This window comes from Tunturibacter empetritectus (assembly GCF_040358985.1).
GTDB lineage: Bacteria > Acidobacteriota > Terriglobia > Terriglobales > Acidobacteriaceae > Edaphobacter > Edaphobacter empetritectus.
In genome coordinates this window covers 2,065,570-2,080,601 of the sequence record NZ_CP132932.1, presented here as the reverse complement: position 1 = coordinate 2,080,601, position 15,032 = coordinate 2,065,570, and the positions used below count along the sequence as shown (strand labels likewise).

General features: G+C 59.1%; 12 protein-coding genes. 8 read left to right on the top strand and 4 right to left on the bottom strand.

What is annotated here, in order from left to right:
* Positions 1-39: 39 nt before the first annotated feature.
* Entirely contained in the window at positions 40-1,551 is a 1,512-nt protein-coding gene (locus RBB75_RS08695; protein WP_353070198.1) for a DUF4139 domain-containing protein, read from the bottom strand.
* A 318-nt stretch (positions 1,552-1,869) separates the two neighbouring features.
* Here RBB75_RS08695 and RBB75_RS08690 point away from each other — a divergent pair, with 318 nt between their 5' ends.
* The 4 genes from RBB75_RS08690 to RBB75_RS08675 all read left to right on the top strand — a co-directional run bounded on the left by RBB75_RS08690 (position 1,870) and on the right by RBB75_RS08675 (position 7,197).
* Positions 1,870-3,939 carry an ABC-F family ATP-binding cassette domain-containing protein gene (locus RBB75_RS08690; protein ID WP_353070197.1) on the top strand — a complete coding sequence of 690 codons (2,070 nt, stop codon included), beginning with the start codon at positions 1,870-1,872 and terminating at the stop codon, positions 3,937-3,939.
* Positions 3,940-4,055: 116 nt separating this feature from the next.
* Positions 4,056-4,424 carry a DoxX family membrane protein gene (locus RBB75_RS08685; protein ID WP_353070196.1) on the top strand — a complete coding sequence of 123 codons (369 nt, stop codon included), beginning with the start codon at positions 4,056-4,058 and terminating at the stop codon, positions 4,422-4,424.
* A 97-nt stretch (positions 4,425-4,521) separates the two neighbouring features.
* Positions 4,522-5,715 (top strand): glycoside hydrolase family 27 protein, encoded by a 1,194-nt coding sequence (locus RBB75_RS08680; protein ID WP_353070195.1) that lies wholly within the window; start codon positions 4,522-4,524, stop codon positions 5,713-5,715.
* Between the two features lie 42 nt (positions 5,716-5,757).
* On the top strand, positions 5,758-7,197 hold the full coding sequence (locus RBB75_RS08675; protein ID WP_353070194.1) for an MBL fold metallo-hydrolase: 1,440 nt from the start codon (positions 5,758-5,760) through the stop codon (positions 7,195-7,197).
* 316 nt (positions 7,198-7,513) lie between these two features.
* Here RBB75_RS08675 and RBB75_RS08670 read toward each other — a convergent pair whose 3' ends face one another.
* Both RBB75_RS08670 and RBB75_RS08665 read right to left on the bottom strand, forming a co-directional pair.
* Positions 7,514-8,266, bottom strand: coding sequence for a metallophosphoesterase family protein (locus tag RBB75_RS08670; RefSeq protein WP_353070193.1), 753 nt, complete (start codon positions 8,264-8,266; stop codon positions 7,514-7,516).
* Positions 8,267-8,366: 100 nt separating this feature from the next.
* The gene (locus tag RBB75_RS08665; RefSeq protein WP_353070373.1) at positions 8,367-9,194 is read right to left on the bottom strand and encodes an ABC transporter ATP-binding protein; all 828 of its coding nucleotides are present in this window, start codon (positions 9,192-9,194) and stop codon (positions 8,367-8,369) included.
* 113 nt (positions 9,195-9,307) lie between these two features.
* Between RBB75_RS08665 and RBB75_RS08660 the strand changes: the two genes are divergently transcribed.
* Positions 9,308-10,894, top strand: a complete 1,587-nt coding sequence (locus RBB75_RS08660; protein ID WP_353070192.1) for a hypothetical protein — start codon at positions 9,308-9,310, stop codon at positions 10,892-10,894.
* Positions 10,895-10,986: 92 nt separating this feature from the next.
* Positions 10,987-11,541 (top strand): hypothetical protein, encoded by a 555-nt coding sequence (locus tag RBB75_RS08655; RefSeq protein WP_353070191.1) that lies wholly within the window; start codon positions 10,987-10,989, stop codon positions 11,539-11,541.
* Between the two features lie 4 nt (positions 11,542-11,545).
* Here RBB75_RS08655 and RBB75_RS08650 read toward each other — a convergent pair whose 3' ends face one another.
* A complete protein-coding gene (locus RBB75_RS08650; RefSeq protein WP_179640418.1) occupies positions 11,546-13,207 on the bottom strand; it encodes an acyl-CoA carboxylase subunit beta in 1,662 nt (553 codons plus the stop codon).
* A gap of 118 nt (positions 13,208-13,325) precedes the next feature.
* On the opposite strand from RBB75_RS08650, the gene RBB75_RS08645 reads away from it, so the two are divergent.
* Positions 13,326-13,655 (top strand): VOC family protein, encoded by a 330-nt coding sequence (locus tag RBB75_RS08645; RefSeq protein ID WP_179640417.1) that lies wholly within the window; start codon positions 13,326-13,328, stop codon positions 13,653-13,655.
* A 28-nt stretch (positions 13,656-13,683) separates the two neighbouring features.
* Positions 13,684-15,006, top strand: a complete 1,323-nt coding sequence (locus tag RBB75_RS08640; protein ID WP_353070190.1) for a DNA polymerase Y family protein — start codon at positions 13,684-13,686, stop codon at positions 15,004-15,006.
* Positions 15,007-15,032 lie beyond the last annotated feature (26 nt).

Sequence of the window (15,032 nt, the reverse complement as noted above, 5' to 3'; positions counted from 1 at the left end):
CGGTCCGGCAGGACCCACGCTTCTCCATGCAATCTCGCTCTACCAGCTATAGTGCACCGTATAGGTCAGGATCGCTTCGCCCTTCGCTGGCACCGTCACGGGAAAGTCGATCGTGGAGCTGTCTCGTTTGGTGAACTCAGAAGACTTCGCGGTGATCTCCCAGTTCTCTCCGCGGCCCATATGTTCCACGGCGTGAATCGTTACCGGCTGCGCTTTCTGATTCGAGAGCTTGATCTCAAAGCTCTCATCCATCACCCGCTTCATATTGTCCACCTTGAAGTCGGTCTGACGCCGCGCAGCAGTCAGGTCGAAGGCATTCCCGCTAATCACTTTGACCGTCTGCTCAGCCGGCGTGTGCAGGATCATGTTCTCACCCACAAACTGCATCTGACCACCGGTGTCGCGCCGATAAAGACGCAGTCGGCCTCCAGGTAAAGGCATCCCAAGATGGTTCGACTCAGAGTTCTTGATCTCCTCGAAGATCGAAACGCGGGTGTTGCCGGAGTTTGAAGATCCGATCTGATCGTTATGGTATCCAGGATAAAAACCCTGTGTAACCGGGCCGTTCCCTTCAAACTGATACGTGCGCCGAACGGTCACATTCGTGGCCTCGAGAAACTGCACCTGCTTGGTCTCTTCGTTACGAAGTGAGACCGTGCGATGCAGATCGTACAGATGAAAATCATCGAACGCTTTTTGCGTGACCTGCGGACCTGCCGAAGCCAGAATCATGGCGTTCTGGTTCATAGCCATCGCAGCCCTGTCACGGGCCCGCAGATCCTGGATCTTCGCCACATCCCCCGCCATCAACTGAATCGTCGCCTCAGGAAAGTCAGTCCCCGTCTTGTTTTCGATAGTCACCCAGCCGATAATCTCCGCCAGCTCCGGCCCCGTCGTATCGGCTGTCTCCGGCACCACCACGTTGTAGGTGGCCTGCCAGTTCATCCCATGCGTGATGTAATCGAGCTCCGCAGAAAACCGCGCAGCCTTCTCGGCATCGATCTGCCATCGCAGCGTAGGCTTCAACAACAGCCCGTCCGTCGTCGCCGGAAACACCGGTACTCCCGGCATCGAAAACTGCATCTTCCCGCCAACTTCGATCAATGGCTGGTTGTACGGATATCCATTCGCCGCCTGACCGCCCGCGCGAATGATCCGGCCCTCTACAGTTCTCGCCGGAATCACCCGTTGCTCACCCGTTGCACTCTCCATCACCTGCGGTCCCTGGATCTGAAAATCGATCGTCTTGCCCTCATACTTCTCCATCATCCACTGCTGGTCCACCACCGCCGCGTCATAGTTCTGCTCCGCCACATGCACCAGGTTGCGTCCGCTCGGCTCGCGAAGCACCACCGAATCCGGCTCAAGCTGTCCGGTCACATTCGTCGTCAGAACCTCGTTCGTTCCTGCATGAAGATCCAGCGGAACTGTCGTCCGGGCAACCGCAAAGTCCTGGTTGTAGATGGTGAGCCGGGTCGGCGCGGTCGTGGGCTCTTGCGCCACGACGTAAGAGAAGGCAAGCAGAGGCAGAAAAGCGAAGCATCGAATCATAAACAGTCCTTTGAGCAAAAGAATGCGTATCAAGAACATCGTGTTAGACGGAGAAGAGCGACAAACCTGGAAAACATATTTCTGTCCTGCCGGACGAGCGCCCTGCGCGGGCAGCGGTCACTTCGTGACGTGTATACCGGTCGTGGCAGGATGATAGACATAGGGCCTCCCGCTGGTCGGCGCTATCTTTTCCTTCGAGCATCAGGAGGACCACCGCAATCCCTTCACCCAAACAAGGTATACAAGTCACGAAGTGACCGCCCCACGGTAGTGGGCCTGTCCGGCAGGACACACCCACCAATGAGAAAATAGAAACAAATGCTCCAACTCTCAGCAGCCGGCAAACGCTTCGGCCAAAAACTCCTCTTTGAAGACGCGAACTGGCTCATCAACCCAGACGAGCGCACCGGCCTGGTCGGCGGCAACGGCACCGGCAAATCCACCCTCCTCAAGATTATCGGCGGCATCGAGTCCCTCGACTACGGCGTCATCACCCGCAACAAGGGTGTCACCCTCGGCTACCTCCCGCAGGACGGCCTCGCCCTCCGCGGCCGCACCGTCTTCAGCGAATGCCTCTCCGTCTTCGACCACCTGCACGAGCTCGAGCGCGAATCCATCGCCCTCACCACCACGCTCTCCGAAGCCGACCCAAAATCGAAGGAGTACGCCACCGCCGCCGAGCGCTACTCCGATATCGCCGACCAGCTCCACGTCCACGACATCTACAACCTCGACTCGCAGGTAGGCGCGGTCCTCGGCGGCCTCGGCTTCTCCAAAGAAGATTGGGACCGCAACACCGAAGAGTTCTCCGGCGGCTGGCAGATGCGCATCGCGCTCGCCAAGCTCCTCCTGCAAAAACCCTCACTCCTCCTACTAGACGAGCCCACCAATCACCTCGACATCGAATCCCGCAACTGGCTCGAGAACTACCTCCACGACTATCCCAACGCCTACATCCTCATCTCGCACGACCGCTACTTCCTCGACGTCACCGTCAACAAGACCGTTGAACTCTGGAACAAGCGCATGCACACCTACCATGGCAACTACGAGAAGTACGTCGCGCAAAAAGAAGAGCGCCGCACGCAACTGATGTCCGCCTACAAAAATCAGCGTGACCGCATCGACGCCCTCGAAGCCTTCATCAACCGCTTCCGCGCCCAGGCCACCAAAGCAAAGCAGGTCCAGTCCCGCATCAAGGAGCTCGAAAAGATCGAGCGCATCGAAGTCCCCGAGGACGAGTCCACGATCCACTTCTCCATCCCGCAGCCCCCGGCCAGCGGCCGCACCGTCATTGAGGTCTCCAACCTCACCAAGGTCTACCCCACTCCCACCGGCGGTGAAAAACTAATTCTGGACAACCTCAACTTCTCCATCGAGCGCGGCGACCGCATCGCTCTCGTAGGCGCAAATGGCGCAGGCAAATCCACCCTCATCCGCCTCCTCAGCCGACAGGAAGAGCCCACCGCGGGCACCATTCGCGAAGGCCACAACGTCCTCTCCGACTTCTTCGCGCAGGACCAGTACAAGGTGCTCGACCCCGCCGCCGGCATGCTCGACGACATCAGCGGAGCCGCCCCCAAAGTCCCCGTCGTCGAACTCCGCTCCCTCCTCGGCTGCTTCATGTTCTCCGGCGATGACGTCTTCAAAAAACTCGGCGTCCTCTCCGGCGGCGAACGCAACCGCTACGCCATGGCCAAGATGCTCGTCTCGCCTTCGAACTTCCTCCTCCTCGATGAGCCCACCAACCACCTCGACCTCCGCGCCAAAGACGTCCTGCTCGACGCCATCCGCAACTTCACCGGCACCGTCCTCTTCGTCTCCCACGACCGCTACTTCATCGACGGCCTCGCCACCCGCGTCTTCGAGGTCGAAGACCGCCGCCTCCACATCTACCCCGGCAACTACGAAGACTATCTCTGGCGCAAACAGGGCGGCCCCGAAAAAGTAACCGAACAGATTACAAACTCCCTCCCTCCAGCCCGGCCCGCCACAAATCCGGGTGCCCCATCCTTCACGTCTTTTGTGAAGGGTGGGTTATCGAGCGAAGCTCGATCGTCATCTTTCGAACCCGCTACAGATCTGGGTGCTCCACACATCGACTCTGATGTGTGGGCACCATCCTCCTCTGAACCCACCATCCCAATCAAGCGTCTAAACCCCATCAAGCTGAAGCAGCTCGAAGACCGCCTTCGCCACGCCGAAGAAGAGATCCCCCACCTGGAAACCCTCATCGCCGAAGCCGAAGCCCGCCTCGGCAACTTCACCTCCGCAGAGCAATCGCAAAAAGACGCTGCCGGCCTCGACGCCCTCCGTACCAAACGCACAACCCTCCTCGCCGAGTGGGAAGAACTCTCCCTGACCCTCGAAGAGCAGCAACTCGCCTGACTTGACGCCGCCCCCGACTACCTGGCGCCACTTCGAAATTCCGTGTGCTAATCTAATCGCGATTTGCGAGGAACTCTGGTCGACGATTCGGTTCTTTTCCTAAAAGGAAAAAAATTATGAAGTCAGAAACAGGTAAGGTGCGTCTCATCATCACCTGGTTTCTTAGAGTCCTCGTGGGCTTACTCTTCCTCGGCATCGGGATCGAAAAGCTCACCGGCACTATGGGAACAATCCCTTTCTTCAACGCAATCGGGTGGGGACAATGGTTCCGCTACGCCTCCGGAGCTCTGGATACAGCAGGCGCCCTGCTCGTGTTAGTGCCGCGCTGGACCTCCTACGGCGCTCTCATCATTACGGGAACGGTGGGTCTGGGAACCGTTCTGTGCTTCACGATGGGGCTTTTTAATCCCCTTTTTCCTCTCATGATGACTCTCCTGGCCGCAACGCTGGCGTGGCTCGCATGGATACCAAACCAGCAGGCATGACAGGTCCTGGCTCTCGGATTAAATACTTCGCCATCGCGTCATGGGACTGCCAATGTGCATCCGGCGTTGTATGCTTCTCTAGTTGTCGGAGGCAAAAATGGTTCTTCGTAAAGCAGTTTTGATTCCGTTCGTTCTTTTCTGTGTCGGGCAGTCTCCAACGTCGCGCGCCCAGTCCACGCTCGCCGCAACTCCGCCGATGGGCTGGAACAGCTGGAATCACTTCGCAGAACACGTCACCGACGCCGACGTCCGCACCGCAGCCGATCTCATGGTCAGCACCGGCATGCGTGATGCCGGATATGTCTACGTCAACGTTGACGACACCTGGCAAGGCACCCGCGACGCCAACGGAGAGCTCCATCCCAACAGTCGCTTCCCCGACATGAAGGCGCTCGGCGATTACATCCACTCCAAGGGCCTCAAGTTCGGCATCTACTCCTCGCCTGGACCGAAGACCTGCGGAGGCTTCGAAGGCAGCCTCGGTCACGAAGTGCAAGACGCGCAGATGTACGCCCGTTGGGGCGTCGACTTTCTCAAGTACGACCTCTGCTCCATGCAGGACCCCATGCGCGAGCTCACCGCAAAGAACAACGGCAACACCGACGCCGCCTTCAAGATGATGATCGACGCCTTTCGCAAGATGGGAGACGCCCTCAAGGCGACCAACCGTCCCATCCTTTACAGCCTCTGCCAGTACGGTATCGCTGAAGTCTGGAAGTGGGGTCCCGAAGTAGGCGCTCAGATGTGGCGAACCACCGACGACATCAACGACACCTGGGGCCGCATGACCATCATCGGCCTCGAGCAAGCCGATCTCACCCCATTCGCCAGCCCCGGACACTGGAACGATCCCGACATGCTCGAAGTCGGCAACGGCCACATGACCACAGGCGAGTACCGAACCCACATGAGCCTCTGGGCTCTCCTCGCCGCTCCTCTGCTTGCAGGCAACGATCTCAGCAAAATGTCTCCCGAAGACAAGAGCATCCTCCTCAACAAGGAAGCCATCGCAATCGATCAGGACCCACTTGGCAAGCAAGCCACTCGCCTCTACCAGCGCGGCGATTTCTCTGTCTGGACCAAACCTCTCGCCGACGGAAGAGTCGCTGTCGGAATGTTCAACACTGCTCTGGACTCCCGCGACGTAGCTCTCGACCTCAACCAGATCGGTTTCGCTCAAGGGGCGACTCTCCGCGACGTCTGGGAGAACAAGGATCTGGGAAGACGCGCCGGGCTCTACTCCCGCAACATCCCCGAGCATGGAGTCGCGCTACTCATTCTCAGCAAATAGTCATACCATCTGTTTTGCCGTCGTAATCACGAAGGTGATCGTATGATTCTGAAACAGTACTATCTGGGCTGCCTCGCCCACGCCTCCTATCTCATCGGAGACGAGGCAAGCTCAACCGCAATCATCGTCGACCCGCAGCGCGACATCCAGCAATACCTCACCGACGCCGAAAAGCTCGGCCTCCAGATCCGCTCCGTGTTCCTGACGCACTTCCACGCGGACTTCATCGCTGGCCATCTCGAGCTGCGCGACAGCTGCGGCGCAACCATCTATCTCGGCTCTCGCGCAGAGGCCGAATATCCCTTTGTACGCATCAAGGACGGCGACACGCTGAACTTTCCCGGACTGCGCCTGCAGGTCCTCGAAACCCCCGGCCACACCATCGAATCCATCTCGATCCTGGTCTTCGATCTCGAGAAAGACCCGGCAAAACCGCATGCAGTCCTCACCGGCGATACGCTCTTTATCGGTGACGTTGGCCGGCCCGACCTGCGAGCTTCCCTCGGCTGGACCGCAAACCAGCTCGGCGGACACCTCTATAACTCCCTCCACAACAAGCTCATGACGCTCCCCGACGAAACCCTCGTCTACCCAGCGCACGGTGCGGGATCGCTCTGCGGCAAAAACCTCTCCTCCGACACCGTCTCCTCTCTCGGAGATCAACGACGCTTCAACTACGCCCTCCAGCCGATGTCGAAAGAGGAGTTCATTCGTATCGTCACCGCCGACCAGCCCGACGCTCCGGCATACTTCACCTACGACGCGATCCTCAATACTCGCGAGCACGCCACCCTGGATAAGAGTCTTCAGGAGGGTCTTCATCCCGTCGATCTCAATGAGGTCCTCTCAATGGGTTACGTGGGCGCTCATATCCTAGACGTCCGTGATGCCGCCGAGTATGCCAAGGGTCACCTTCCCGGCAGTATCAATATTGGATTAGGCGGCCAATATGCAACCTGGGCAGGCACAATTCTCGATCGGGCCAAACCCATCGTCATCGTCGCTGAGCCGGGACGGGAACAGGAAGCCGCCTTGCGCCTGGGCCGTATCGGTTTCGATCACATCAGAGGCTATCTCTCAGGCGGCATGGAAGCGCTCGCAAACAGGCCAGACTTGGTGTGGCCAACAGAACGCGTCACCGCCCAGGTAGCCGCAGAAGAACTAGCAACAACAACTCCGCCTCTGGTGCTCGACATCAGAAACCCACGCGAGTGGACCACCCGGCACATCGCCGGCAGCGTAAACATTCCACTCGGCCACTTACAAGAGCGCATTGCCGAGATCCCCCGCGACCGCCGCATTGCGGTCCACTGCGCTGGCGGCTATCGTTCTTCCATCGCCGCCAGCATCCTGCACCAGCACGGCATCACGAACCTCATCGAAGTAGCCGGTGGTCTCGCCGCCTGGGAAGCCGCCAAACTCCCAGTCGTCTCCGAAGCTCAGGAACAGAACCGGGACCAGGCTGCCCAGCAAACTGCTTAAGCGCCGTCAAACCCAAACACGTCTCGACCGAAGCTACTCACAGTTTCATCCTGAGCAGCGCAGTGGATTGCTGCCACAACTCTCAACTGCAGCGGACCGGTGCGTTCTGCGGTATCCGGCAAAGTCCCCGTACTTCGCTCCTCCATCCGCATCCAAAAATAAAGTTGAAAAACTTGGCGCATCTTTCGTCACCACAAAAAGTGCATGTTAATTCACCACATTTACCACGCAATTCACCATGTTTACGCCACCCAAAAACCACGTTTTGCGCCCACATTTTCGCAAAACCCCATCCAAAAAAAACCATTCCAAAAAATTATCTTCCCTCGCGCAGACGAGCCGCCAGCCTCTCCGGCAACCCAGCCATCAGGATCCGCCCCTGAGCCGCCGTCAGGTCATACGGCACGCGATGATAAATAATCTCCCGCGCCTCCAGGTCATACACCACAAACGCCGCCCGCCAATCCGAATCCCGCGGCTGCCCCACCGACCCCGGATTGATCAGGTGCCGCGTTTCCTCTGGAATCAACATCTTCCAGCTCTCCGCCGCGTTCCTCGTCCTGAACTGCGTCTTGATCTCGTGCCAGTCATGCTCCTTCTGCGAGAATCCCCCTTGCAGATGCGTATGCCCAAAGAACGTAATCGCCGTAGCCGCCTGCTGCAGCGGAGCCCACGCATCCCGCTTGCTCAAGATGTACTGATCTTCATTGAGTGGCGACCCATGCACGCAAGTCACATTCGGCTGTTCCGGAACCACCGGCCCCTGCGGCATCGCCTTCAGCCAAGCCAGATTTTCTCTAGTCAATTCAGCCTTAGTCCACTCCGCAGCCGCTCTAGCCACAGGGTTAAACCCCACCGCCGAGGTCAACCCACAACACACCCGGTCATGGTTTCCCCGCACATTCACCTGCGCGTTCGCCCGCATCAGCGCTACAACCTCATTCGGACTTGCCCCATACCCAACCACATCACCCAGGTTCCAAAGCACGTCATACGGCTCTGCCGCGGCAAGAACTGCGTTCAATGCTTCGAGGTTCCCGTGAATGTCAGAAATAACCAGCGCGCGCATACGGTCAAAAGGGCCCTAAACGACATAAGACACAATTCTCAAGTCTATAGACATTCACTCGTTCAGGGAAATCACTAGGCTCCCGCGCTACAATCACCGCTCAACCCGAGGCCAGCGGCTCTGAAGCCAGAGGCATAGTCCGGTCCGTCTTCATTGTCGGAGCAGAAGCCAGCAGTCTGCGCGTATAAGCATGCTGAGGCTCCAGAAAGAGCCTCCTCGCCTCCGCCTGCTCCACAATCACCCCATGCTGCATCACCGCCACCCGGTCGGCCACCTTCGACACCACCGCCAGATCATGCGAGATGAACAGCATAGCCAACCCATACTCCCGCCGAAGCGCCTTCAACAGCTCCAAAATCTGTGCCTGCACTGTCACATCCAGCGCCGTCGTCGGCTCATCAGCGATCAACAGCCTTGGCCGATTCACAATCGCCATTGCGATCAAAATCCTCTGCCGCTGACCTCCGGAAAACTGATGCGGATAGTCCTTGGCTCTCAGTTCAACCTCCGGCAGACCAACCTCTTCCATCGCTTCCAAAACCCGCGCCCTCACTGCTCTTCGTCCCACCTCCGGATGATGGGCCGCCACGGCCTCCGCAATCTGTGCCCCCACCGGCATCACGGGATTCAACGCCGTCATCGGCTCCTGAAAGATCATCGCGATCTCGCGCCCCCTCCTTCGCCGCATCGCCTCTTCAGGCAGCACGAGCAGCTCCTCGCCGTCGAATCGAATCGTCCCACTCACTCGCGCGCTCTCCGGCAACAGCCGCAGCACCGCCAGCGAAGTCGCCGACTTGCCCGACCCCGACTCCCCCACCAGCCCCAGTGTCTCGCCAGCATTGATCTGGAACGAGATACCTTTTACAGCCGCATGCCGCCCAAAGCCGACCGTAAGATCCTTCACCTCAAGCAACATCGCAGAATCCATACCCTGCATGGTACCGAACATCCCCATCAACCAGGCCTTAACCCTAAAAAGTCAGCCGCGCAACTGGGCAGGACTTTGAGCTACAAATAGCGTCTAATCTCGATGACAGCCCTATGAGATACAGACCCCATCGCGTCCTCGTCTTCGCCGCTTTGCTCCTTTGCGGTCCCACTTCCTGGGCCCAGATGCACAAGGTCGCCAAGCCCGAACAGGTCGTCCGCGCGGTGGGCGTCTACGAGTGGACCGGCGACTTCGCCAAGCCAGCCGCCAGCCGCCTCATTCCCGTCTCTCTCTTCATCGACGGCAAGCTTGAAGACGCCGGCATCTACGTCGCCCGCCCCGTACCCTTTGCCTTGCTGAGCGGAAACGTCTACGAGCTCCAAACTGCAGGCATCGATAAGGGTTATCTCGATCTCGCTTACGCAAGGCATCTGCAGGCCGTCGAGGCCACCGGCGATCTCGCCTACGACGACGGCTGGTTCGGCTATGGCAGCGTCAAGCCGCTGGCCGCACCAAAGAAAGCTGCAGCTCTCAAGCCCTCGAAGACCTTGCCCGTACTCACCGGATCCAAAGGCGACACCAGCCATCACGCCGACGCTAAAACCGCCACCGACACAACTGCAGCGAACGACGATCCGACTCGCCCGACCATGAAGCGCCGATCCGATAGCGCCACCACCGACGCCTCCAGTTCAAGTACCCCCACTTCAACAACCTCTACTGCTTCCACCTCCACGGACGACCCCGATCGCCCCACCATGAAACGCCGGTCCGACAGCACCGACGGCACCACCACAACATCCACCACGCCGAACACCCCTGCCGACGATCCCGACCGACCGACCATGAAGCGTCAACCCTCTGGAACATCCGACACCTCCACCGCGGACACCGGATCGACCACTGCCAGCTCAACTCCATCCGACGACCCCGATCGCCCAACCCTGAAGCGCCACTCCGCCGAAGACGCCAAGAGAGCGCACGACACCAACTCAGTCACCGGTACCGGCTCGCTCAACGACGACCCCAACCGGCCCAACCTCCATCGCGGCAAGCCCACCAGCGCGATGACCGAGACCGAGCTTCCAAAACTCGTCGGCATCCCCCAAAATCTTCATCAGATGGTTGCGGTTTCTGATGCGGCCAGTCGAGACCCTCACGCCTTCACCCTCGAGTGGGAGGACGCTGCCCAGCACGCAGCCGTTCTCTCCAAGATGCAGACCATGGCCCAGGCGCAACTCGCCGCGTACAACGCAACGGGTGCCAAACCTGCCGCAACAACCCCCGTCCCGACAGTAAAGAAAACAACCACTACCACGCGGACCCACCGAGCCACCGCTTCGCCGTCCGTCCTCCTGTCTGACGAAGAGTTGAAGGCCTACACCCTCAGCTATGGCGGTGCCGCCACCTACGTATACTCCGCTCACACCGCGGGCACGGGAGCAGCTCTGCACTACGTCACTATCGTCGCGCAGGACAACGGCCTCGGCGAGCTAAAACCAGCCATTCAGAGCGTGACCGACGCAGCCCACCTCGACCGCACGCCGCTCATGCGCTTCGTCGATGTCGTCGATGCCGAGGCCAGCAATCGCGCCAGCCTGCTCTTTGAACTCCGCAGCCAGAACGCGCGACAGTTCGGTCTCTATCGCGTCATCGCGGCGCACTCTGAGCAGATCTTCCTCACCGGCACAACGCAATAGCGCTCCTCCTGCCCAGACGCGTCTGGTTTGAACTCACTGCCCGCGCGTAGTAGCGTCTTAGACAGTAGACCTTTTGAAACGCAGGAGGTTCCATGCACCGTCTCTCGGCCACCCTCTTTCTTCTCGCAGCCACCGCCTCGCTCGCACAATCTTCCACTGCCTCCGGCAGCAAGCCCGACGCCTCTGCAGTCATACTGCGAAGCATTCCCGGCGGAACGGACTGCCCTATCGGCTTCCGAGCAAACCGACAGTCAACCGCACAAGTCCTCTCTGCAAATAACGCTGACAAGAATGGCCCAGTTCTGGGACTGCATATCACCCTCGATCAACCCCCCATAGCTGCCATCGAGAGCATTGAAGTCACCGTCTATGGTGTCTCTCCGAAGGGTCGCATCGTTCCCACAGACTTCCGGTCCACCGAGGCAAACACACGCGACACCGTCTCAAAGTCGTTTCTGCTGGAGCGTTCGGCCGATGACAAAACCCTAAGCAATGCAGATGTCTGGATGAATCGGGTAGGCGCGCTCCGCTGGGTAGACCTCAATGAGATCCGCTACAACGACGGCACCATCTGGCGCCCATCCGGCTCCGAAAAGTGTCGAGCCGTTCCCAGCAACGTTGTTCTCGTCAGCGCTGAAAGTAGATAAGTTGTCACAGCGGAATGTTGCCATGCTTCTTGGCAGGATTCTTATCCCGCTTGGTCGCCAGCATATCGAGCGCCGAATTCAACCGTCGCCGTGTCTCACTAGGCCTGATCACAGCATCGATGTAACCCCGCTCTGCCGCCACATAGGGATTAGCAAACCGCTCGCGAAACTCCTCCACCTTATCCTTGCGAGCCTCAGCCAGAATCGCCAGCTTCTCCTCTTCCGTAAACGCCTTCCCCTGCGGCCACATCGCCTCAGCCCGGCGCACGGTTGAATCCAGTTCACGCTTGTAAACGATATTCACCGCTCCCTCAGGCCCCATCACCGCGATCTCCGCCGTCGGCCACGCCAGGTTTAAATCCGTTCGTAGATGTTTGGAGCTCATCACGCAGTACGCCCCGCCATAGGCCTTGCGCGTAATCACTGTAAGCTTCGGAACCGTCGCCTCCGCGAACGCATACAGCAACTTCGCTCCATGACGAATGATGCCGCCATGCTCCTGCTGAATCCCCGGCATGAATCCCGGCACATCCTCAAAGGTGATCAGCGGAATATTGAACGCATCGCAGAACCGCACAAACCTCGCGCCCTTCACGCTCGCGTTGATATCCAGCACACCCGCAAGAAACGCCGGCTGATTCGCCACAATTCCCACTGGCCGCCCCGCCATACGCGCAAATCCCACCACAATATTTCGCGCAAAGTGCTCCTGCACCTGAAAGAAGTAGCCATCGTCCACCACGCGCGAGATCACATCCACCATGTCGTACGGCTGGTTGCTCTCCTCAGGAATAATCGTGTCGAGCGCAGCATCCGCACGCCCTGGATCATCCTGTGTCGGCCTTCTTGGTGCGTCGTCGAGATTGTTCGACGGCAGAAAGCTCAACAACTCCCGCACCGTAGCCAGACACTCCTGATCGTCATGCGCCATAAAGTGCGCCACGCCGGAGATCTCGTTATGCGTCACCGCGCCGCCCAGCGCCTCCTTAGTCACGTCCTCGTGCGTCACCGTCTTGATCACATCCGGCCCGGTCACGAACATATAGCTCGTCTTCTCCGTCATCACCGTAAAGTCCGTGATTGCCGGAGAGTACACTGCGCCTCCCGCGCACGGCCCCAGAATCGCCGAGATCTGCGGCACAACTCCGCTCGCCAGCGTATTTCGCAGAAAGATATCCGTATACCCGGCCAGTGAAACCACGCCCTCTTGGATGCGCGCCCCACCCGAGTCATTCAGTCCCACCAATGGCGCGCCTACACGCATCGCCATGTCCATAATCTTCACGATCTTCGCCGCATTCGCCTCAGAAAGCGACCCGCCAAACACCGTAAAATCCTGCGCAAACACGAACACTACTCGCCCATGCACCCGCCCGTAGCCAGTGATAAATCCATCGCCGGGAACACGCTGCTCGGCCATGCCAAAGTCGGTCGCCCGGTGCGTAACGAACTTGTCCGTCTCCTCGAACGTGCCCTCATCGAGCAGAAACTCAACCCGCTCCCTCGCCGAAAGCTTGCCCGATTTACGCTCGCGCTCCCGCCGCTCCTCGCCCCCGCCCTCTTCGGCGATAGCGTGGCGAGCGGCAAGCTCTGCCAGTTTGCGTTGATGATTGAGGGACTTCTCCACAGGAACGTCTGCTTGAACGGGATGCTCGGCTGCTGCCATAGAACGGAATTCTAGCAGCGCACCACCGCAACAGTCCTGCCACTTTCATCGCATTCCAAGTCTCCACATTCCAGCAGGCGCCTACAATCAGTATCAAACGCTCCAAGAGGTGCCGAAAATGTTCAAATCCAACAACTGCGTCGCCATCCACCTCGAAGACATCACGGCCGCCGAAAACTTCTATACCAACGTGATGAAATTCACACTCCTGTCCCGCTCCGACGGCTACCTCGAATACGACACCGGCCACTTCCTCCTCTACGTCAACCGCGATCTGAACACCCAGCCGCCCATCCCCAGCTTCACCGTCGAAGACATCAACGCCGCAAGGCAATCCCTGCTGGACAACGGCTGCGAGATCCTCCGCGAAGGCCAGAACTCCCTATACTTTCGCGACCCTTTCGGCATCACCTACGACATCATTCAAGACAACGCCAAAAGCAAATAAAAGGCGAATATAATCTCCAGTACGAGCCGTGTCTACCCCCGCCCAACCCGACCGCTTCCATTTCCTGCACATCGACCTGAACAGCTTCTTCGCGTCGGTTGAGCAGCAACTGCACCCCGAATACCGCGGCCGTCCCCTGGCAGTGGTCCCCACCATGGCCGACACGACCTGCTGCATCGCCGCCAGCTACGAGGCCAAAGCCTTCGGCATCAAGACCGGCACCCGCGTAGGCGACGCCAAAAAGCTGTGCCCCGGAATCATTCTCATCGAAGGCAGCCACACCGAGTACTCCAAGTACTCCCACGCGGTAAAAGAAGCTGTTGAACAAGCATGCCATGTCACTTCAATACCTTCCATCGACGAAACCGTCTGCGAGCTTATAGGTCGCGAACAGGAGCCCCCTAACGCACGCAAGATCGCCCTCGCGATCAAGCAGTCCATCTATAAGAACGTAGGTGAAGCCATTCGCTGCTCCATCGGCATGGCGCCCAACCGTTACCTCGCCAAGGTCGCCAGTGACATGCAGAAGCCCGACGGACTCATAGGCCTCCTGCCCTCGCAGCTGCCCCGCGCCATCGCCCATCTCCCTCTCCGTGAGTTGCCCGGTGTAGGCGCCCGCACCGAAGCCCGCCTCAACAAAAAAGGCATTACCACAATGGAGCAGCTTCTCGCTCTCGACCGCAACGGCATGCACAAGCTCTGGGACTCCGTATGGGGCGACCGCCTCTACCACTGGCTCCGCGGCATCGATGTTGGCGACGACGGAGCTCCGCCTGCCTCCGACGTCCAGAAGACCCTGGGTCACTCCCACGTCCTCGCACCCCAGTTCCGCACCATCACCGGAGCCTGGGCCGTCGCCCATAAGCTTCTCCACAAAGCCGCCATGCGCCTGCGTATGGAAAAATTTCACACCACCTCGCTCTGCTTCAACATCCGTTTCGCCCTTACGCGAGAGCAGATCGCCCACGCAGAAAAGTCACGCCGCCACTCCAGCGGCATTGAGCACGCCTCCTGGGGTATGGAGGCCCGATTCGAGGCCTGCAATGACACCCTTACTCTCCTCGAAGCCCTGCAGGGCATCTGGCGGCAGTGCCCTAAAGGCTCGGAGCAGCAAAAGCCTTTCTTTCTCGCCATCACCCTGCATAACCTCATCCCCGACGATGAATTGCAACAGCGGCTCTTCCCGGACCCCAACAACCGCGCTAGCCTCTCGTCCACCATGGACAAGCTCAACCTCAAATACGGACACACCAAATTGCACTTCGCCGGCATGCTTCCTGCCCGCGAATCCGCACCCACCCGCATCGCCTTCACCCAGATCCCGACTAAGTACGGCGTTGACTATATGTAGTCTCGGTAGCAGCTTCCAAGCATGAG